We start from the raw sequence: 19,754 nt of genomic DNA on the forward strand, positions 1-19,754 counted from the left end.
TTATCCACATTTAACAGATAATCATGGAGCAAACCTCTTGTCGAATTGTTCAACGATCCTTACGTTGAAACTACTCCCCATTCGACACAAGGAGCGATCCGATGTCAGGCTCCACGCAACAGACCCGGCGGGTGATCCTCGCCAGCCTGATCGGCACGTCGCTGGAGTGGTACGACTTCTTCCTCTACACCACCGCCGCGACCCTGGTCTTCCCCAAGCTGTTCTTCCCCTCACTCGACCCCTTCACGGCGGTCCTGGCGTCGCTGACCACGAACGCGGTGGCGTTCGTGGCCAGGCCGCTCGGCGGCGTGGTGTTCGGCCACTTCGGCGACCGGGTCGGCCGCAAGACCGTGCTGGTGGTGACGCTCCTCATGATGGGCGTCTCGACGTTCCTCATCGGCGTGCTGCCCGGCTACGCCGCCGTCGGCGTGCTGGCGCCGGTCCTGCTCGCGCTGCTGAGGTTCGTTCAGGGGCTGGGGCTGGGCGGCGAGTGGGGCGGCGCGGTGATCATGTCGCTGGAGCACGGCGACGGGCGCCGGCGCGGCTTCAACGCGAGCTGGCCGCAGGTGGGCGTGCCCGCCGGTTACGTGCTGGCCACCGGGCTGCTGACGATCATGTCGTTCACCATGTCGGACGCGGCCTTCCTGTCGTGGGGCTGGCGGGTGCCGTTCCTGCTGTCGGGCGCGCTGGTCTTCGTCGGGCTGTGGGTGCGGATGCGGATCACCGAGTCGCCGTTGTTCGCGGAGGTCTCCGAGCAGGGCGCGACGGCCAAGATGCCGCTCCTCGAAGTGCTGCGGACGCACCCCCGGGCGCTGCTGTCGGCCTTCACCGCGCGCATCGGGGTGGACGTGGCGTTCTACACCTTCACCGCGTACATCATCGTCTACATCACCGGGACGCTGAACCTGCCGCGCTCGTACGCCCTGAACGCCGTGCTCATCGGCTCGGCGCTGCAGCTCGCGCTGATCCCGCTGGCGGGCGCGCTGTCCGACCGGTACGGCCGCCGTCCCGTCTACCTGGCCGGCGTGGTCGCCGCCGCGGTGTGGGTGTTCGCCTTCTTCCCGCTGCTCGACACCGGCTCGTTCCCGCTGATCGCGCTGGCCGCCGTGGTGGCGCTGGTGACCCACGCCGCGATGTACGGACCGCAGGCCGCCTTCATCGCCGAGCTGTTCAGCACCCGCCTGCGCTACAGCGGCGCCTCCATGGGCTACCAGGTGGCGGGGGTGGTGGGCGGCGCGCTCGCCCCGATCATCGCCCTGCAGCTCTACCAGTCCTTCCAGTCCACGATCGCGGTCTCCGTGTACGTCGTCGCCGCCCTCGCCGTCACCGCCGTCGGCCTGGCCATCGCGCCGGAGACCCGCGACGTCGACCTGGCCGAGAGGTCGGAAGAGGCCAGGAAGGCCCCGCAGGTGGGCCCCTTCGCCTGACAGACCTCGCAGGGGAATGCCGCGAGAGCCGCGGGCGGTGGCTGCCGACACCGCCCGCGGAAGCTTTCCGGGCGCGGAAGCCCCTAGTCAACAGGGTTGTGACCGTATCGCCATCGATTCACAGAACAACCGTCTCCGAATAGGCATAAACTGCCCGCCTGTGAGCCTGCCTGTACGAGAACGTTCCCCCCGGCCGGGCGGCGGTCGTCACCGCCGTCCCGTGCCCACGTCCTTGCCGCCCGACGCCCCCGTGCTCGTGCTCGCCACTCCCGGCACGACGGACGGCGTGGCCGAGGAGATCGCGGCCGTGGTACGCGTCGACAACCCCCAGATCGAGGTGCGCCTGACGAGCGTGAGCGACCTGGCAGACTCCCTGCCCTCCGGCCGCGAAGCCGTCGTCGTACCGCTCCTCACCTGGGATGATCCCGCCGTCCTCGCGGAGATCGGCAAGGCCGTCGCCGCCACCGGCAGCGGGGCCGTCGTCACCGAGGCGCTCGGCCCGCATCCGCTGCTGGCCGAGGCCCTGCACATCCGGCTGGCCGAGCGCGGCCTGGCCAGGGCCGACCGGGTCCGCCTGCTGAACGTCTCCAGCCCCGTCGACGCCGTCATCCTCGGCACCGTGGGCGGAGAGCGCGCCGTGCACGCCGTGCAGGCCACCGCGGTGCTGCTGGCGTCCAGGCTCACGCTGCCGGTCGTCGCGGCGTCGCTGGACAGCGAGCCCGGCGTGCCGGTCGCGGCCCAGCGGCTGCGGGCTGCGGGCGCCGAGCGGCTGGCCATCGCGCCGTGCATGATCGGCCACGAGGCTCCGTACGCGCTGATCGAACAGGCCGCGGCGGCGATCAACGCCGGCCACGCCGAGCCGCTCGGCTCGCACAGCGCCGTCGCCGAACTTGTCGCGCGAGCTTACGGCAGTCAACTCGCGACTTGACAAGGGCTTGTAAAGATCACGGAACTCGCGTTACGGTCGGCGCATGCGCCGCGTGGTCTGCGAGGGCGAACGCGTCTGCCTCCGTGACGTCACGGAGGCGGACATCGCCGCTCTGCACGGCGTCTACGGCCATCCCGTCGCCACCCAGCACGCGCCCTTCGCGCCGCGCAGCCTCCAGGAGGTGACCGGCCTCGTCGAGGAGGCCGTGCGGGCGGCCGCCGCCGAGCCGCGCCTGCTCTACGTGCTGGCCGTGCTCGACGCGGGCCGCCGCGACGTGGTCGGCGTCGCCCGGCTGCGCATCGAGGCCGAGCTGCCGCACAGCGCCGAGATCGGGTTCGGGCTCCATCCCGAGCAGTGGGGGCGCGGCATCGGCACCGACCTCGTACGCCTGCTGCTGTCCTTCGGCTTCAAGCAGCTCGGGCTGCACCGCATCTGGGGTGCCCGCTCCCCCGCCAACCTGCCGGCGCAGCTCGCCATGCTCACCGCGGGGATGGTCGAGGAGGGCCGCATCCGCCACCACCTGCCCACGCCGAACGGCTGGCGCGACTCCATCGTGCACTCGGCGCTGGAGGACGAGTGGGTCGAGCGCTGATCCCCACTTCCCGCGCTTCGTGAGCGCCGGGTCAAGTCCGGGCGGAGTCGCGGGTCCCGGGATTGTCGGTGCGGCATCCTACGATGAGGCCTCTCACGGAGGGATAGTCACATGCTCGACTCGCTGATCGTGCCCCTGTTCGTCACCACGGACCTGCCGCCCGGGGCGGACCTGGCCGAGTTCGGCGAGCTGCTCGCCGAGACCGCGCGCTCGCTCGGCGATGAGGGGGCGGGCTATCCGGCGTTCCTGGCGGGCAACGTGTTCTGGCTCGACCGTCCCGTGCTGCCCGGCCAGCGCCCGCCGGCCGAGGGTGAGCTGCGCTTCGCCGGCATGCTCGGCTATCTCGCGGCCTCCGGCTCCGGGAAGGGGCCGCGCGAGGTGGTGTCCGACGTGCGGCGGGCGATCGGCGCCGCCGTCACCGCGCGCTACGGCGACGTGGGCGTGCCGCCCGCCGTGTTCGCCATCCGCGATCACGACGTCCGCGAGCGCACCCCCGGCAAGGCCATCTACGTCGACACCCGCGACGGGGCCAGCGAGCTGGTGAGCGCGACCCGGTCCTACCTCTAGCCCCGCTTCCCCGGCTCGTGCGATCGTGAGCCCATGGCGGTGCTCGGCGCGTTCTGCTTCGGACTGGTCATCGGCTGGATCACCCACGGGCTGCTGCGGCGCCGCGCGTCCGCTGCCGATGTGGCGGCGGTGGTGGCCGTCGTGGGCGGCGGGTTCGTGGTGGCGCTGCTCGCCCCGCCCTCGGTGTTCGGCGGTTACGCGGTGGGGCTGCTGGTCGCGTTCTTCGGCTATCTGGTGCTGGTGACCCTCATGCCGGGGTCGAAGTGGACGGGTGAGCCTCCCGGCGGGCCGATGAGCACGTACGACGCCCAGAGGTCGGGCTCGGCCGAGCCGTAGAGCTCGCGCAGCCCCAGCACGGCGGCGCGCAGGGCCGTGGCGGGGGCGTCTCCCGCGCGCAGGCGCATGACGAGGTCGTGCACGAGGGCCCGGCTGATCTCCTTGGCGACCGGCCAGAGAGGGAGCAGCACGGCGCGGGCGCCCGCGTGCAGGAACGCCTGACCCAGCGCGGCCACGGCCGTGCCCGTTCCCGGCGTCGCGGTGTGCGGGGTGAGCATGACGAGGTCGGCCGCCACGTTCATGGTCATCAGGCGGCGGGCGGACAGGAGGCCGTCGGCCAGCACGACGCCCGAGCCGAACGGGTCCTTCTCGTCCAGCACCATGTCGGTCGCCAGGAGCAGCACGGGGCGTACGCCCCGCAAGTCGGCCGCGGTGGCGGTGACGGGGGTGGTGACGGGGGTGGTGCCGAGCAGCGCCGCCGCCTCTTCCTCCTGGCCGATCACCATCGGTGTGCCGCGCCGCGCCTGCGGCCGGCCCTCCGTCGTGGTGGCGGGGGCGTAGGTGACGGGGCCGTGCTCGATCAGAGACCGGCCGCCGGAGGGTGTGAGCGCGTGCAGCGGGATGCCGTGCAGTCCCGGGCCTGGGAGCAGGTGGAGCAGGTCGCCGCTCTGGAGGTCGAGGTTCCGCAGGACTTCGGCCAGCAGGCCGTCGGCCACGCGCCGCCACACGTCGGCGCGGTGGCGGCGGGCGTCGATGTCGAGGAGCCCTGGTCTGGGGGCGTACGTGGTGTGCAGGAAGTCGGTGAGCAGTTCCCGGCCGACGGTGGTCGTGAAGGCCAGGGGCTCCGGCCGGCCCGTACGGTGGGCCAGCACGGTCGTGGTGCCGGCGCTCTCGTCCAGGTGGAACGCCAGCATGGCGACCGTCCCACGCGTCCCCGGGGCGGAGGTTGACCGCCGGCGCAGGGACACGTGATGGGGGGCCGAGGGGGCCATGCGGCGCCACACGGACTCCAGGTCGGTCCTGGCCGCGCGGGCGCGGTGGATGAGGCGGGCGGCCCGGTCCGGGTCCCTGGTGTGTCCCGCGGCCGTCATCAGAGTCTGGACGGTGGTCAATGCCTGCTGCTCGGCCTCCACGAGGTTCGCGGGCACACCCTCGGGCGCCGGCCAGGGCCGGTCGTCCAGGTGGGCGGCGAGAGCGGCGACCCTGGCCTGCTCGGCGTGCTCCCAGGCCGTCCCGCCCCGTCCAAGGGTGACGGCCAGGCGGACGGCTCTCTCGCGCGACGGGGCGTGACCGAGCACGCAGGCCCGCTCGGCGTCGGCCAGCGCTCCTGCGAGGTCGCCCAGCTCTTCCGCGGCGACCGACCTCAGGTGGTACGCCGTCCGCAGCTCGATGTCGTGGCCCAGGTCGGTCAGGGTGCCGATGGCCGTACGGAGGCGGTGGCCGGCCCGGTCGTACGCGCCTGAGCCCAGGTCGAGGACCGCGAGCCGGCACTGCGCCACCGCCTCCCCCGCCCTGAACCCACTCTCCTGCGCCAGCGCCACGGCCTCCTCCAGCCACCTGACGGCCTGGATCCGGTCGGTCTGCTCGACGGTCAGACGGGCGAGCGCCACCAGGGCGAGGACGGTGCCGCGGGCATCGCCGTGAGCGCGTCGCAGGTGCAGGGCACGCTCGGCGAGAGGCCGGGCCTCTTCGAGATCACCACGAAGCTCGTGAACGAGAGCCAGGTCCGCGTAGGCGGCGGCGAGGTCGGCGGGCCGGCCTGCGGGGCGGCCGAGCTCCTCACCGAGCGCGATGGCGTCACGGTAACGGGCGGCAGCCTCGTCCAGCTCGCCGAGCTTGAGGTGAAGGGCGGCACTCCCGATGAGGAGCGGAACGCGAAGGAAACGCCACACGAAAGGCGCCGTCAGCGCCAGCCCCTCCTCGTAGGCTTCACCGGCCTCCCTCCACCTCGCCGCATCGGTATAGGCCGCCCCGAGCAGCGCGAGCGCCCCGGCGAGCTGCGCAGGCACCGCACCCCGGGCCTCCTCGACGGCCGCCTCAAGGTGCGTGATCGCCTCCTCCGCCCGTCCCAGCTCCAGCGCCGCCGCCCCAAGGTTCCGCAGATGCTCACCCGCCCGCTCATCACGCAACTCACACCCACGCGCGGCGTACGCGTAGGCGGCAGGCAGGTCGCCCAGGGCCCGGCAGTAGCCCGACAACTTGACCAGCAGGTACGACCGATCTCCGGCCTCCAACCCCGCGAGCAGCTCCCCGCCCTCCGAACCGCGGCCCCGCGTAGAGGCGCCCGGCGCGGCGGTGCCACGTGCGGGGGTGCCAGGGGCGAGGATGCCAGGGGCGGGGGCGGTGTCGGTGGGTGGGGATGGGGTGGGGGCGGTCAGCGCTTGGGTGGCGAGGGCGCGGGCCTGGGCGAGGTCGCCGGCCGCTTCCGCTTCGGCGAGCTGAAGCCAGAACTCCAGGCGAGCCACCGCATCGCTCCAGCGTCCACCCGCCCGCAGGGAGGTGAGTGCGGCGCGGCCACGGGTGAGGTCGCCGAGGGTCAGGTGGAGGGTCGCCAGGTGGGACAGGGCGGCGGCGTCGATGTCGCTGTTCATCGCGGCGATGAGCTCGAACGGCGCTTCCTCGGCTGCTTCCGCCGCTGACCCACCCGCAGGAACGCCCGCGGTACCGCGCTCCGGGCCTCGTGCCTGAGTGCCCGCCGAGCCGCCCGCCGGCCCGTCGCCCGTCGCGTGCGCGGGGGTGGTGTCCCTGAGAGCGGCCTCGTCAGCTTTGGTCGGGGTGTTCACGGAGGTGCCTGGTGAGGCGGGTGCGGGGGGTTCCGTGGGCGGGGGGAGGTGGGGTTGGAGGATGGTGAGGGCGGTTTCCAGGCTCTGGCGGGCGGCGCGGTAATCGCCGCGATGTTCCAGGGCGAGGCCCAATTTGACGGCGGTCAGGGCCGCTGGCTGGGGCTGGGCGGCGGTGTGGAAGGCGGACAAGGCGGCTTCGAGTGCGGCGACCTGGGCGTCGAGGTTGCCCGTGCGTCCGTGTAAGGCCGCCAGGCGGTCCTGTACGACGCCCTTCGCCAGCCGGTCGTCGCCCGCCAGCGTGAGGGCTGTGTGGAGGCGTTCCTCGGCCTCCCCGAGGTGGCCCAGCTCTACGTCAACGGCCGCGCGGCCGAGGGTGGCGACCAGGAGGGCGTAAGGGTCGGAGGCGGCCGTTTCGAGTGCGTGGTCGAGGTCGGTCAGGGCGTCGTCCGGAAGGCCGAGGGCGGTCAGGCAGGCGGCGCGCATGGTCAGGGCCAGCGACTCCTTGACCGGGCCGTCCAGCTGAGCGAACGCCTCCGCCGCCGCCCCGAACGCCTCCATCGCCTGCGCGGTCTCCCCCTCCCCGTACGCGAGAACGCCCAGGTTGTACCGCACAGAGGCGGCCCCGTCGGGGTTGCCGAGGGCGTCGTACTCGCGTCCGGCCAGCTCGAAGGCGACCCGGGCCCCATCCGCGTCACCCCGGCCCCGGCGGCGCTGCGCGATCCGGTACCACTCGTCGGCCGGCTCGCGCCGCCGCCCGTGCCGCCGCACGATCTCCACGAGCCGGGTCTCGCAGGCGGCGGCCTGCCCGGGGTGGCCGCGTACGGCGAGCAGGACGGCGTGCGCGTCGAGCGCCCGGCACGCCTCCTCCCAGTCTCCGGCCGCCTCCAGCTCGATGGCGCAGGCGGTGATGCGTTCGCCGGCGGCGGTGAGGTCGCCCTGGTCGAGCGCGGCGCGGGCGGCGAGGACGAGGGCGAGCGCGGCGAGGACGGGTTCGCCCACGTTCAGGTGCAGGTCTCGGGCTCGGGCGGCGCACTCGACGGCGGCGGCCGGGTCGCCGGCGGCGAGGTGGGCTTCGGCGGCGTGCCGGAGATGCGAAGCCTCGTCGGCGGGCAGCCCCGCGTCCGCGCACCGGGCGGCGGCCCGCCGGTGCAGGCCGGCGGCGCGGGCGGGCTCACCGGCGGCGAGGTGGAGCAGGCCCATGCGGGTCAGCTCCTGCGCCTCCGCACGGGGATCTCCGAGGTCATGGTGGACGTCCGCCGCCCGCGCGTACGCCTCCAAAGCCTGCCCCGGCTCGGCCAGCCCGCCCAGCCGGGACAGCATGGCGGCGGCGCGGGACCGTTCCCCCGCCGCCTCCAACGCCTCCACCGCCCGCTCCAGCACGCGACCCGCGACGCCCGCCCGCCCGGCCTCGGCCAGCCGCTCCGCCGCCTCGGCGAGGAACTCACCGCGCTCCGCCTCGCTCTCGGCCTGCCGCTCCGCCACCTGGAGCAGCGTGAGCGCCCGTTCCTCGCGCGGCGACCGCAGCGCGAGCTCGGTCGCGGTCGCCGCGAGCTGCTCATCCACCTCCCCCGCCCCGTCGAGCACGCGCGTCAGGGCGGCGTCCAAAGCGGTGTCCAAGGCGGTGTCCAAAGCGGCGTCCAAAGCGGCGTCGGGTTCTCGGCCGGTCTCACCGGTCAGGGACAGTGCTTCGGTGAGGTCGCGGGGGTCCTGGTACACCGTGTGGCGCGCCAGCAGCGCCTCCGCCAGGGCGCGCCGGGCGCCGGTCTGGCCGTGTGCGTCCTTCGTGGCCAGTTCGACGGCCTGGCGGGCTGCTTGGACGGCCTCCCGCAGATCGGCGGCGCTCCGGTCGGCGTCGGCGCTGGAGGCTCGCCGGCGCAGCACCTCCGACATCAGCCCGTACGCCTCGGCCCGCCGGGTCAGACCTTCACCCGCCGCGAGTGCCTCCCGCAACACGGAGACGGCCTCGTCGGCGGGGTGAGGGGCGCCGTGCGGCGCGGGTCCGGTCGTCAGGGGGAGGGTGAGGGCTTCGGCGAGGAGGAGGAACGTGTCGGGGCGTTGCGGGGCGTGGTCGCCATATGCGGACAGGGCGGCGCGGGCCGCGGCGATCGGGGCGGCCGGGTCGCCGTCCGTCAGGACCGCCAGTCCGAGCAGGGCGGTGGCCAAGGAGGTGAGGAGGGCGGGCTTGGCGGGGTGGCCGTCAGGGACCATGGCGAGCGCGTCGCGGCGGGCCTCGACGGCGGACTCCAGGTCCGCGGGGTCGCCGCTCACCTCGTGGCGGCGCATCCTGCGGTCGCCGAGCAGGCGCAGCCGGACGAGCGGGTCCGGCAGGTCGCGTACGTCCTCGTCGGGGGTGACGCGCAACGCGTCGAGCATCTCCAGGCCGGCTTCGAGCGAACGTTCATCGCCGGTGACGACGTACCACTCGATGAGCCCCGACGCGTACGGCGCCAGCACCCCCGGATGCGCCCACCGCTCGTGCCAGAAGTCCAGGGCGCACTGCCCGACCCTGATGAACGCCAGCAGGTCGTCGTCGGCCCAGGAGGCGACCGCGCGGGAACGGGTGAGCTCGACGAGCGCGAGCAGCGCCCACGACCGGTCCTGCTCCCCCGACTCGGCGGCCGCGAGGTACGCGGCGGCCAGCTTCTCGTCGCCGGGCGCCGCGAGCGCGAGGGCGGCGGCCAGGTCGGGGGTGTAGGCGGGCTCGCCGAGCGCGGCGCGCAGCAGCATGTGGACGGCGTCGTCGATGATCTCGCGCTCGCCGATGGCCTCGTAGAGGCGCACGAGCCCGGCTCCGAGCGGCCCCAGCGCGCCGGGCGCCCACGAGGGGTCGGACGAGCGTACGGACTCCTGCAGCAGGAACTCGCCGAGCCGCTCCGACACCTCAGCGACCGGCTCGGCCATGGCCCGCCGGACCAGGGCGTGGATGAGCAGCCCCACGTGCCGGTAGGCACCCGGGTCGACGTGCCTGAACACCTCCTCGACCAGCCCCGCCCAGGTGCCGGCCGACTCGCCCGGAGGTAGGTGGGAGCCGCGCAGCTTCTCCGGCAGCCGGCCGGGGTCGACGACGGCCACGGCGGCGAAGAACGCGCCCGCCACCGCCGCGTCGCGGGTGGTGCGCGGGTCGAGCCGGTAGCGGGCCAGGTGGAGCATGCCGATGAGCCGCCAGGTGGCCGCGTCGGAGCGGTCGCCGGAGCAGGCCAGCATCGCCTGCTCGGCCTCGGACAGCGCCGCGGGATCCCAGATCAGCTCGGGATCCGCGGCCTGTTCGAACCGCTCGATGCGGGCGGCCAGCGCCCCGGCCGGATCGGTCATGGGCAAAGACTCTCATTGGCGTGCCGCCCCGTACAGCGGCTCCCGGTGAGGTCGGGCGCGTCCTGGGTAGGTGCGTTCGCATGCTCTACGGCAAAGAACACGTTCGGCGTTATCAGGAGACCGACGGGGCCGAAGGCCACGACTGGAACAACACCGTCGTCCTTCTCCTGACCACCAAGGGCCGCAAGTCCGGGCAGCCCTTCACCACCCCGCTCATCTACCAGCGCTTCGGCGACGACTATCTCGTGGTGGCCTCGAAGGGCGGCGACCCCGAGCATCCGCAGTGGTACAAGAACCTGCTGGCGGAGCCCGAGGTCGAGGTGCAGGTCAAGGGCGACAGGTTCCGGGCCCGCGCGCGTACGGCCGAGGCGTCGGAGAAGCCCGAGATGTGGCAGGTCATGGCCAGGACCTGGCCCGAGTACGACGAGTACCAGAAGAAGACCGACAGGGAGATCCCGGTCGTCGTGCTCGAACGCGTGGGCTGATCACCCGGTCAGCGTCTCGTACAGCCGCATGGTGCGGTGGGCGATCCGTTCCCAGGAGAAGTGCTCGATGGCGCGGGCCCGGCCCGCCTCGCCCATCGCCCGTGCCCGCGCCGGGTCGCCGAGCAGGGCGTTGACCCGCTCGGCGAGGTCGGCGGCGAACCGCTCGGGGTCGTGCGGCGTGCCGTCGGCGGCCTGCGCGATCGGCACCAGCAGGCCGGTCTCGCCGTCGGCGACCACCTCGGGGATGCCGCCGGTCGCGGTCGCCACGACGGCCGTCTCGCAGGCCATCGCCTCGAGGTTGACGATGCCCATGGGCTCGTAGACCGACGGGCAGACGAACACGGTGGCGTGCGTCAGGAGCTGGATGACCTCGGGCTTGGGCAGCATCTCCTGGATCCAGAACACGCCCGCGCGGTCGAGCCCCTCGACGAGCTCGGTCACCTCGGCGGCGATCTCCGGTGTGTCGGGCGCGCCCGCGCAGAGCACGAGCTGCGCCGCCGGGTCGAAGGAGCGGGCCGCGTGGAGCAGGTGGACCAGGCCCTTCTGGCGGGTGATGCGGCCGACGAAGACGACGTAGGGCCGCGTGGGATCGACGCCGTACTTCTCCAGCACGTCGGTGCCGCGGTCGGGCGCGTACTGGGTGGTGTCGATGCCGTTGTGGATCACGCTGACCCGCTCGGGCGGGATCTCGGGATAGGCGGCCAGGACGTCGCGCCGCATGCCCTCGGAGACCGCGATGACCGCGTCGGCGGCGGCCAGGGCGGTGCGCTCGGCCCACGAGGAGATCGTGTAGCCGCCGCCGAGCTGCTCGGCCTTCCACGGCCGCAGCGGCTCGAGACTGTGCGTGGTGACGACGTGCGGCACGCCGTGGAGCAGCTTCGCGACATGCCCGGCGAAATTGGCGTACCAAGTATGGGAGTGAACGACCGACGCGCCCGCGCACGCGGCCGCCATCTCGAGGTCGACGCCGAGCACCTGCAGGGCCGCGTTCGCGCCCGCCAGGCCGTCGGGCACGCGGTAGGCGGAGACGCCCGGCTCGACCCGGGCCGCACCGAAGCAGCGCACGTGGACGTCGGCCAGCTTTCGCAGCTCTCTGGCCAGGTATTCCATGTGCACCCCTGCCCCGCCGTACACCTCTGGCGGGTATTCCCTGCTGAGCAGATCAACGCGCATGAGACGACACTACGGGCTGGTTGAGCACAGCGAACACAGCGACAAACCAAAGCTCGGCAACTCCGGTTCGTACATTGCATCGCAAATACCGACACACGGGATGATCCCGCTGCGGCCTTTCGTCGATAGATCGGCCATTTGGGGGTAGCGTCCTGGGCATGAGGTCCCGGAGGGTGCTTGCGGTTGTGCTGGCAGGTGGAGAGGGCAAGAGGCTCATGCCTCTCACGGCGGATCGGGCGAAACCGGCGGTGCCGTTCGGGGGGATGTACCGGCTCATCGATTTCGTGCTGTCCAACCTCGCGAACGGCGGGTTCCTGAAGATCGTCGTGCTGACGCAGTACAAGAACCACAGCCTCGACCGGCACGTCTCGCGTACGTGGCGGCTGTCGGCGATGCTGGGCAACTACGTCACGCCGGTTCCGGCGCAGCAGCGGCTGGGGCCGAGATGGTTCTCCGGCTCGGCCGACGCGTTGTTCCAGAATCTGAACCTGATCTACGACGAGGAGCCGGAGCACGTCATCGTGTTCGGCGCCGACCACATCTACCGGATGGATCCCCGGCAGATGGTCGAGCAGCACGAGGACTCCGGCGCGGACGTGACGGTCGCGGCGATCAGGCAGCCGCTGTCGCTGGCCGACCAGTTCGGCGTGATCGAGACCGATCCCGAGGGGCGCCGCATCGTGGCGTTCAGGGAGAAGCCGAAGGACGCGGTGGGGCTGGCCGACTCCCCCGACGAGGTGTTCGCGTCTATGGGCAACTACGTGTTCAAGACGCAGGCGATGATCGACGCGCTGCGCGAGGACGCGCTCGACCCCTCCAGCAAGCACGACCTCGGCGGAAACATCATCCCGATGCTGGTGAAGTCGGGCGGCGCCGACGTCTACGACTTCGCCCACAACATCGTGCCGGGCTCCAGCGAGCGCGACCGCGGCTACTGGCGCGACGTGGGGACGCTGGACGCCTACTACGAGGCCCACATGGACCTCATCTCGGCGCATCCGGTGTTCAACCTGTACAACGACAAGTGGCCGATCTTCACCGGACACGACCCGCTGCCGCCCGCCAAGTTCGTGCACAACGACGGCGACCGGGTGGGGCGGGCGATCGACTCGCTGGTCTCCCCCGGCGTGATCGTCTCCGGCGGCACGGCGATCAGGTCGATCCTGTCGCCGAAGGTGGTGCTCCACTCGCACTCGCTGGTGGAGGACTCCGTGCTGATGGAGAACGTCAAGGTCGGACGGGGCGCGGTCGTGCGCAAGGCGATCATCGACAAGAACGTCGTCATCCCCGACGGCGCCCGCATCGGCTTCGACCCCGAGTACGACCGCAGCAGGTTCGCGCTGACGAGGGGCGGGGTCGTGGTGATCGGCAAGAACGAGATCGTCGACCGCTGACCCCGGCAGGTCGCGCCCCGGCGCCGGGCCGGGGCGCGTGACGGGCATGCCGGACTGGCATGCCGACGGCCCCGCCGTGCGGACAGGGCGGGGCCGAGACGTCATGGGAGGGGGCGGGCCTCCAGGGAGGCCGGCGGGTGCTACAGGGGGTGGAGGGTGCCCGGGGCACCGTGAAGAGCGCCCCGGGGCTTGACGGCCGGCCCTATGAGTCAGGATCGGCCGGTGATGTCACTCCTGGCCGTACCAGGTGCCCGGCCAGTTGTAGCCGTTCCAGTCGCCCTGACGCGCGGCGCCGTAACCGTGGTCCCAGCCGTAGCCGGGGCCGTCGTTCCAGCCGCCGAACTCCGCCTCGTCGCCTTCGTCGTCGTCCTCGAACTCGTCGTCGTCGTCCTCGAACTTCTCCTTGGCCTGGCACGCCTTGGCGTCGCGCTTGCCCGCGTGCACGCCCCACGGCGTGATGCGCAGCGTGTGGGTGCGGTCGCCGACGCTGAGGTCGCAGCGGTTGGCCGCCTCGGCCGGCGTGGCCATGGCACAGAATGTGGCAGCGGTGGCGAGCACGCCGCCGACCGCTATGAGCTTACCTTTCATTTCTCCCCCTGTAGTCACCTTGTGACAACGACAATCACTCTACGTAGTCAGTCCCGTTAGGGGGAATACCGCCACGCCTGACCCGCTCGTGGCCTTACGTGAGCGTGAACGACTAATTGGGTCTTGTTGTGACGGCAGTCCGGGATCACGCTGGGCGGCAGGAGGCAGTGAGATGTCGCACCCGCTCGGAGTCAGCCGTCCTGACCTGGAAGTCGCCGATCTGCCCACGCCGGAGGAGGTCTTCAAGGTCTCCAGGATCGGCCCCAAGGAACTCTTCAAGTACGCCGTCGGCCCCAGCCTGATCGCCCTCGGCATCTCCATCGGCAGCGGCGAATGGCTGCTCGGCCCGCTCAGCGTCGGCCAGTACGGCTTCGTCGGGGTCGGCTGGGTCATCGTGGTGTCGGCGCTGCTGCAGACGTTCTACAACGTCGAGTGCTCACGCTACGTCGTCGCCACCGGCGAGGCCCCCGTGGTCGGCTGGGGGAGGGTGCCGCCGGGCTGGCCGCTGTGGGTGCCGCTGTCGGTGCTCATCGTGATCTTCTCGTTCATCGCCGGCGGCTGGGCCGCGTCGGCCGGCCAGGGCGTGTACGCGCTCGTGCACGGCGTCCCGCCGGCCGCCGACGCGGTCGAGCCGCGCCTGTGGGCGATCGGCCTGCTGGTGCTGGTGTTCCTCATCACCGCCGCGGCCCGCCGGATCAGCCGGGTCCTGGAGCTGGTCAACTGGGTGCTGATCGGCACCATCCTCGTCGCGCTGCTGGCCGTGGACCTCCTGGTGGTGCCGATCAGCCAGTGGTGGGAGGGCATCCGGGGCTTCCTCACCCCGGCCGCGCCGCCCGCCGGCATCACCGCGACCCAGCTCGGCGCGCTGGCCGGGTTCACGGCACTGGCCTCGGGCCTGAACTGGTACATCATGGGCCACTACCGCGACAAGGGCTACGGCATGGGCCACCGGGTCGGCTACATCTCCGGCCTGCGCGGCGACAGGAAGGCGATCCTGGCCAGCGGCGTCACCTTCCCCGACGACGAGAAGAACCGCGGCCTGTGGCGGCGCTGGTACCGGCTGCTCCTGGTGGACATGTGGGGCGTGTTCTTCGTCGGCGCGATCCTCGGCATGCTGCTGCCCACGCTGCTCATGGCGCAGGCGGTCACCCTGTCCGGCGAGCGGCCGACCAGGGCGAACGTGCCGACGTTCGTGGCCTCCGCGCTGGGCGACGAGTACGGCAGGGTGGTCTTCTACGTCGCGCTGGTGGTCGGGGTGCTGGTGCTGTTCTCGACGCAGCTCGGCATCTTCGAGGCGATGGTCCGGGTCACCACCGACGCGGCCAACGCCACCAGCCCGCGCCTGCGCCGGCTGATCGAGGGCGATCCGCGCCGCTTCTACTACCCGTTCATGCTCTTCCTGCTGGTCATCATCTCCATCATCATCTTCCAGTCGCTGCCGGTGGGCCTGGTGGAGTGGTCGGCGAACATGTCGAACCTGGGGGCGCTGCTCTATCCGTTCCTGCTGATGTACCTCAACAGCAAGCTGCCGCGCCCCGCCAGGCCGCGGCCGTGGCACTACGTGATCCTGGTGCTCAACGTGCTGTTCTTCGGGTTCTTCTTCGTCAACTTCATCGCGGACTTCGTCGGGGACCCGCTGGTGACGTTCTGAGCGGACGTACAGGGAGGAAGCTTTCACGTTAGCCGAAGTGATCTCCGCGCTGGTCGGGCGTTGCTAGCGTGCGCAGAGACAGGGGGCGTGCCGGACTGCTGCGGGTCGGCGCGCCCCTTTCCTCCCCGTCAGCGGCGGTGGTAGAGCTCCAGGAGCTCCTCCGCGCGGTGGGTGCGGCCCACCCAGACCTCGCGGCCGCGCCGCTCCCTGGTGATGAGGCGGGCGTCCCTGAGCCGGTCGCAGTGGTACGTGATGCTGCTCGGCGTCACCTTCATGTCGGCCGCCAGCATGCTCATGGTCATCGGCCGGCCGATCGCGCAGAGCAGGTCGGCCCGCACCGGGCCCATCAGCGCCGACAGCTCGTCGAGCGCCGGGGCGGCGGGCCTGCTCCACAACGTCTGCGCCCCCGGCAGCGGGTACGCGATCCACACGGCCTCGGGGTCGTCGAGCCCGGCGATGACCGCGTCCTTGCCGGCCAGCATCGGCACCAGCACGATCCGCCGGTCGCCCAGCTCGTACCTGCCGCCGTCGAGCCCCGCGACGCGCAGCCCGCCGTCGCCGCAGGTGATGCGGTCGCTGAGGGCGCCGAGCAGCAGCTCGGGGCCGCCGCGCACGGCCGCCACGCCGACCCTGGTGACCTCCTTGTCCAGCAGGGCGCGGGCGCGCTTCCAGAGGGGCTCGGCGGCCGTCCAGACGTCGGCGACGGCGCCGGCGTAGCCGTGCAGCCACTGGCGGGGCCGCTCGGCGGCCGAGCGCCACTGGACGGGCAGCGGCCCGCTGCCGAACGCCTGCTCCAGGTCGCTGACGAGACGCCCGGGAGGCAGGTCGCGCAGGGCGGCGAGCTGGTCCTTAATCGGGACGTCACCGTCGCCCGGGGGGCGGGGCACGAGGCAGTCGGGCCCCACGTGGCCGCCTGGGGCGGCGAGCGGGCGTACGGCCTGGTGTCCGAGGCGGGAGACGCGGGCGCCGATGGCCTTGCGCCACAGGTCGGGCAGGCCCCTGCGGCGGCCGGCGAGGGCGTCGGTGATCCAGGCGAGCGCCGTGAGATGCGGGGAGATCGAGAGGGACAGCTGAGGCGTGGAGGTGAGGTGCAGTTCGCTCCACACAGTCGTGCTGGTTACTGTCGGCTCCTAGAGGTCGGCTCTTACGGACAGTGAGCCAACCTATTCATGCCGCTTTCTCCTGACTTACAGTGCGATTGCAGGGTTGAAAGTGCTTTGTCGGTACGGCTGATCTGGCCGTACACGCAAGAACCGCCCCCGGCGGCGCGAGTCCGGGGGCGGGATGAATCAGGCGGCTACCAGTCGTCGCCCTCGTCACCCTCGAAGAACTCCTCCACGACCTCCTCGACCACCTCGCCGGCGACGAGCCCGCCGACCACGCCGGCGGCGCCCGCGGCGGCGACCATGCCGAGGCCGGGGCCCCCGTGGTGGCCCCCGTGGTGGCCCCCGTGATGCCCGCCGTGGTGGTGATCGCCGTGGTGCCCGTGGTGGTCGCCGTAGTGGCCCTCGTGGTGACCGTAGGGGGCGGCGTGGCCGTACTGGGACAGGGAGCCGAGCCAGCGGCTCAGCTCACCGGCCCAGTCCGTGCGCAGCGCGTCGTCGTGGCTGACCTGGAAGCGGCCGATGGCGTCGCTGGAGGAGTAGCGGCCCGTGCGCTTGTCGGCCTCCAGCACCACGTCGAGACCGGCCGGGTTCGCGACGAAGGTGACCTCGACCTCGCCCACCAGACCCGCGTAGTCGCCCCCGGGGAAGAACTCGATCTCCTGGTAGAACGGCAGCTGCTGCGCCACGCCGTAGAGCTGCCCCGCCTCCAGGTCGGCCGACTTGAACGCGAACCCGAGCTGCAGGAACGCCTCCAGGATGCGCAGCTGCGAGGGCAGCGGCTCGACGGCCACCATGTCGAGGTCGCCCTTGTCGACGGCCTTGGCGATGGCCAGCTCGGTGCGCACGCCCACCGCCATGCCGCGCAGCGGCTGCCCGCCGATCTCGCTGATCGGCGCCTCCCAGGGCACGGGCAGCTGGAAGGCGATGACGCGGTCCTCGCCCTTGCGCAGCGTGAAGGGGCCGGAGACCTGGGCGCGGGAGAACTCGCCGAGCCCGGCCGCCTCGCCGTCGCCGTGCTCGATCTCGACCTGGGCGACCAGGCCGAGGGTGACGTGCTCGATCTCGGCGTCGAAGTCGCCGCCCTTGAGGCGCACCTCACCGTCCAGCGTGCCGCCCGGCTGGGTCCGCGGCGTGGACAGCACGGTGTCCACGGAGGGCGCGCCGACGCCGAACGCTCCCAGCATCCTCTTGAAGACCACGGCTCTGTTCTCCCTGTTTCGAAGATCGACTTGTGTGCCGCTGGCGTCAACGATCGGCCCGTGACCGGAGTTCCGGCGGGCCCGCACGCATATCGATCCGGTCTGACGTGCCTGGTCAGGAGGGTTCAGGTGGTAGGGCCCGTACGGAGGTGAGATCAGGGGGATTCGCCTGCGCCTCGGCCGGGATCCCGGTAGGCCGTCGCCGCTGGTGCGGCCTGGCCCGGCGAGCGGCGTCACCGCACCGGACCAGGCCCCCGCCTCCGTCGCCTAGTCTGCCGAGCGGCCGGCGTCCGTGCCGAAGCCGTCGTGCGACGTGCGGTCCTCAAGGGTGCTCAGCTCCTGGAAGACCGTGATGTGCAGGCCACCGGGAGCGTCGAGCCGGGCGTTCAGGGACTCCCAGGGGGTGACCGTGGGCGGCGCGACCTCGTCCGCGCCCGCGGCGACCAGCCGCCCGGTGGTCTCGCGAGCGTCGTCCACCTCGAACGCCACCCGGAACTTGGGCGCCACCTGCCGTCCGACCTCGACCTCGTCGATCATCTTCTTCTGTGCCGGGTTGGCGATCTCGAGCGTGGCCCGTCCGGCGTCCAGGATCGCCACCCGCGCCCCGTCGCCGCCGCTGAAGGCCGCCTCCTCGGGCAGGCCGAGAACGTCGCGGTAGAACGCTACGGCGGCCTCGTAGTCCTCCGCCTCCACCACCAGCCTGAGCTGGCGGACGGCCGGGCTGCTCTCCTGGGGGGCACTCATGGGGCTCCTTCGGGTACGTGAGGTCCTGTGTCCCCGTGCCAACCCCTGGCCGCCACTGTTCATTCCGGCCGACTCCGTTCAGGGGCTAGCGGCCGGTCCACTTGATCTCGTACGCCTTGAGCCGGTGCTCCTTGCCGTCCACCGTCGTCGTCACGGCCGCGTCCGAGGTGTTGACCAGCAGCAGCTGCTCGGGCTGGGCCAGCACCCGCACGGCGGGGTCGGATGAGGTGACGGGGTCGAGCTCGGCGCCGGCCGGGAACCAGCGGGTGAAGTCCGCGACCAGCCGGCCCGTCGGGGTCTCGGCTCCGCTGCGCGGGTCCCACATGCAGCCCACGCACTCGCCCTCCTTGGCCTGCGGGTTCCAGTAGAGGGCGGTGGACACGCCGCCGCGGGCCATCTCGATCATGGAAACGGCCTGCACGGCGAGCCTCCTGGGCTCCTTCCAGCGGGTGCCGTCCTCGGGCACGAAGTACCACTCCGACCACCAGATCGGCATGTCGCCGGTCTTCTTCCGCAGCCATTCTGTGACGTCGGCGAACTTCGCCAGCGCGCCGAACTCGTCGGGCAGCAGTTCGTGCGCGTCGGTGGGCGAGGCGCCGTCCACCACGATGAAGTCGGCGCCCTTCTTGTGCTCGAACCAGTAGTCGAAGGCGTCGATCACGTGCTGGTTGACGACCCCCCAGTCGCCGCGCAGCTCGGAGCCGCCCTTGCGGTTGCTGTCGAAGCCGATGTACGGGCCGCCGATCATGGCGTCCGGCCGTACCTTCTTCACCGCGTCGTACACCTTGTTGTAGAGCTGGGTGTAGCCCTTGTAGTCGGCGGGCTTGGCGTGGTCCTTCCAGAAGCCCTTGAGCTCGTTCCACACCATGAAGTACTTGACGTCGCTGTAGCGCTCGGCGACCGCGGCCGACAGCTTGGCGAAGTCGTCGAAGTGCTGCGGGTAGGGGGCGTCCTCCAGGTGCTCGGCCCAGGCCGACTCCTCGGTGGGCCCCTGCGGGCCGCCCTTCATCCAGTCGGGGGCGCAGCACAGCGTGATGACCGGCGTGGCGCCCGACATCTTCATGAGGTTGAGCCGGCTGTCGAGGTCCTCCCAGATGAACTCACCGGGGTACGGCTCGGGGTTCATCGCGCCGAAGCCCATGATGTGCTGGTTCTGCAGCATCGGCGTGCGTTCCAGCGAACCGGCCACCACCTGCTCGAAGCGCCGGGTGACGTTGTTGGCGCTGACGCCCGTGTGCGTGAAGCCCCAGCGCGGCCAGTCCTGCGCCACGGGCGGCGGCTTGACGGCGTCGCCCTCGGGAGCGGCGCTGCGGGTCTGCGGCGCGGCGGAGGTCTCCTGCGGCGGTGTCCCCTGCCCGCCGGTGCCGGTGGCGCCGCAGCTCGCGACCACGGCCGCCAGGGCCGTGATGCCCGCGGCCCTCCCCAGCCTGCGCCAGAACGATCCCCCGTTGTCCGTAACCAACCGTACTCACCTGACTTCAACCGCGTGTATGCCGCTCGTAGCGTTCCACGAGTGGGCGAGGGGTCAC

General features: G+C 72.0%; 15 protein-coding genes. 8 read left to right on the forward strand and 7 right to left on the reverse strand.

The features are described from left to right. The first annotated feature begins 101 nt into the window (after positions 1 to 101). From ACFFR3_RS20570 to ACFFR3_RS20590, 5 genes are all read left to right on the forward strand, one after another. Positions 102 to 1,427: an MFS transporter gene (locus tag ACFFR3_RS20570; RefSeq protein WP_345386578.1), complete on the forward strand. Its 1,326-nt coding sequence runs from the start codon at positions 102 to 104 to the stop codon at positions 1,425 to 1,427. Positions 1,428 to 1,647: 220 nt separating this feature from the next. Further along, positions 1,648 to 2,355, forward strand: coding sequence for a sirohydrochlorin chelatase (locus ACFFR3_RS20575; protein ID WP_379483643.1), 708 nt, complete (start codon positions 1,648 to 1,650; stop codon positions 2,353 to 2,355). 43 nt (positions 2,356 to 2,398) lie between these two features. Then, complete coding sequence (locus ACFFR3_RS20580; RefSeq protein ID WP_364921308.1) at positions 2,399 to 2,947, forward strand: GNAT family N-acetyltransferase; 549 nt, start codon at positions 2,399 to 2,401, stop codon at positions 2,945 to 2,947. A gap of 111 nt (positions 2,948 to 3,058) precedes the next feature. Next, positions 3,059 to 3,514, forward strand: a complete 456-nt coding sequence (locus ACFFR3_RS20585; protein ID WP_379483644.1) for a hypothetical protein — start codon at positions 3,059 to 3,061, stop codon at positions 3,512 to 3,514. A gap of 33 nt (positions 3,515 to 3,547) precedes the next feature. Next, positions 3,548 to 3,850: a hypothetical protein gene (locus ACFFR3_RS20590; RefSeq protein WP_345386586.1), complete on the forward strand. Its 303-nt coding sequence runs from the start codon at positions 3,548 to 3,550 to the stop codon at positions 3,848 to 3,850. Here the strand turns inward: ACFFR3_RS20590 and ACFFR3_RS20595 are convergent. Next, complete coding sequence (locus ACFFR3_RS20595) at positions 3,742 to 9,885, reverse strand: CHAT domain-containing protein (protein WP_379483645.1); 6,144 nt, start codon at positions 9,883 to 9,885, stop codon at positions 3,742 to 3,744. The two genes, ACFFR3_RS20590 and ACFFR3_RS20595, sit on opposite strands and share 109 nt — an antisense overlap. 80 nt (positions 9,886 to 9,965) lie before the next feature. On the opposite strand from ACFFR3_RS20595, the gene ACFFR3_RS20600 reads away from it, so the two are divergent. Further along, positions 9,966 to 10,370: a nitroreductase family deazaflavin-dependent oxidoreductase gene (locus ACFFR3_RS20600; protein WP_364373405.1), complete on the forward strand. Its 405-nt coding sequence runs from the start codon at positions 9,966 to 9,968 to the stop codon at positions 10,368 to 10,370. On the opposite strand, the gene glgA is transcribed toward ACFFR3_RS20600, so the two are convergent. Next, positions 10,371 to 11,543 carry a glycogen synthase gene (gene glgA, locus ACFFR3_RS20605; RefSeq protein ID WP_345386596.1) on the reverse strand — a complete coding sequence of 391 codons (1,173 nt, stop codon included), beginning with the start codon at positions 11,541 to 11,543 and terminating at the stop codon, positions 10,371 to 10,373. 158 nt (positions 11,544 to 11,701) lie between these two features. On the opposite strand from glgA, the gene glgC reads away from it, so the two are divergent. Next, the gene (glgC, locus tag ACFFR3_RS20610) at positions 11,702 to 12,937 is read left to right on the forward strand and encodes a glucose-1-phosphate adenylyltransferase (RefSeq protein ID WP_345386598.1); all 1,236 of its coding nucleotides are present in this window, start codon (positions 11,702 to 11,704) and stop codon (positions 12,935 to 12,937) included. 228 nt (positions 12,938 to 13,165) lie between these two features. Here the strand turns inward: glgC and ACFFR3_RS20615 are convergent, their stop codons facing one another. Beyond that, on the reverse strand, positions 13,166 to 13,525 hold the full coding sequence (locus tag ACFFR3_RS20615; RefSeq protein WP_379483646.1) for a hypothetical protein: 360 nt from the start codon (positions 13,523 to 13,525) through the stop codon (positions 13,166 to 13,168). A gap of 172 nt (positions 13,526 to 13,697) precedes the next feature. Here ACFFR3_RS20615 and ACFFR3_RS20620 point away from each other — a divergent pair, with 172 nt between their 5' ends. Continuing rightward, positions 13,698 to 15,176 (forward strand): Nramp family divalent metal transporter, encoded by a 1,479-nt coding sequence (locus ACFFR3_RS20620; RefSeq protein ID WP_379483647.1) that lies wholly within the window; start codon positions 13,698 to 13,700, stop codon positions 15,174 to 15,176. 128 nt (positions 15,177 to 15,304) lie between these two features. Here the strand turns inward: ACFFR3_RS20620 and ACFFR3_RS20625 are convergent, their stop codons facing one another. From ACFFR3_RS20625 to ACFFR3_RS20640, 4 genes are all read right to left on the reverse strand, one after another. Continuing rightward, positions 15,305 to 16,282 carry an ArsR/SmtB family transcription factor gene (locus ACFFR3_RS20625; RefSeq protein ID WP_379483648.1) on the reverse strand — a complete coding sequence of 326 codons (978 nt, stop codon included), beginning with the start codon at positions 16,280 to 16,282 and terminating at the stop codon, positions 15,305 to 15,307. Positions 16,283 to 16,473: 191 nt separating this feature from the next. Further along, positions 16,474 to 17,481: a sporulation protein gene (locus ACFFR3_RS20630; RefSeq protein WP_364373391.1), complete on the reverse strand. Its 1,008-nt coding sequence runs from the start codon at positions 17,479 to 17,481 to the stop codon at positions 16,474 to 16,476. 267 nt (positions 17,482 to 17,748) lie between these two features. Further along, positions 17,749 to 18,225: a VOC family protein gene (locus tag ACFFR3_RS20635; RefSeq protein ID WP_364373388.1), complete on the reverse strand. Its 477-nt coding sequence runs from the start codon at positions 18,223 to 18,225 to the stop codon at positions 17,749 to 17,751. Between the two features lie 85 nt (positions 18,226 to 18,310). Continuing rightward, positions 18,311 to 19,687, reverse strand: coding sequence for a glycoside hydrolase family protein (locus tag ACFFR3_RS20640; RefSeq protein ID WP_345386615.1), 1,377 nt, complete (start codon positions 19,685 to 19,687; stop codon positions 18,311 to 18,313). Positions 19,688 to 19,754: the final 67 nt, after the last annotated feature.

Source organism: Nonomuraea salmonea, from assembly GCF_042428605.1.
Taxonomy (GTDB): Bacteria; Actinomycetota; Actinomycetes; order Streptosporangiales; family Streptosporangiaceae; genus Nonomuraea; species Nonomuraea salmonea.

Bases quoted from the DNA above. Each gene is read 5' to 3' on its own strand.
- ACFFR3_RS20590 (WP_345386586.1), top strand. From the start codon at position 3,548: ATGGCGGTGCTCGGCGCGTTCTGCTTCGGACTGGTCATCGGCTGGATC.
- glgA (WP_345386596.1), bottom strand. From the start codon at position 11,543: ATGCGCGTTGATCTGCTCAGCAGGGAATACCCGCCAGAGGTGTACGGC.
- ACFFR3_RS20620 (WP_379483647.1), top strand. From the start codon at position 13,698: ATGTCGCACCCGCTCGGAGTCAGCCGTCCTGACCTGGAAGTCGCCGAT.
- ACFFR3_RS20600 (WP_364373405.1), top strand. From the start codon at position 9,966: ATGCTCTACGGCAAAGAACACGTTCGGCGTTATCAGGAGACCGACGGG.
- glgC (WP_345386598.1), top strand. From the start codon at position 11,702: ATGAGGTCCCGGAGGGTGCTTGCGGTTGTGCTGGCAGGTGGAGAGGGC.
- ACFFR3_RS20585 (WP_379483644.1), top strand. From the start codon at position 3,059: ATGCTCGACTCGCTGATCGTGCCCCTGTTCGTCACCACGGACCTGCCG.
- ACFFR3_RS20635 (WP_364373388.1), bottom strand. From the start codon at position 18,225: ATGAGTGCCCCCCAGGAGAGCAGCCCGGCCGTCCGCCAGCTCAGGCTG.
- ACFFR3_RS20580 (WP_364921308.1), top strand. From the start codon at position 2,399: ATGCGCCGCGTGGTCTGCGAGGGCGAACGCGTCTGCCTCCGTGACGTC.
- ACFFR3_RS20595 (WP_379483645.1), bottom strand. From the start codon at position 9,885: ATGACCGATCCGGCCGGGGCGCTGGCCGCCCGCATCGAGCGGTTCGAA.
- ACFFR3_RS20570 (WP_345386578.1), top strand. From the start codon at position 102: ATGTCAGGCTCCACGCAACAGACCCGGCGGGTGATCCTCGCCAGCCTG.
- ACFFR3_RS20615 (WP_379483646.1), bottom strand. From the start codon at position 13,525: ATGAAAGGTAAGCTCATAGCGGTCGGCGGCGTGCTCGCCACCGCTGCC.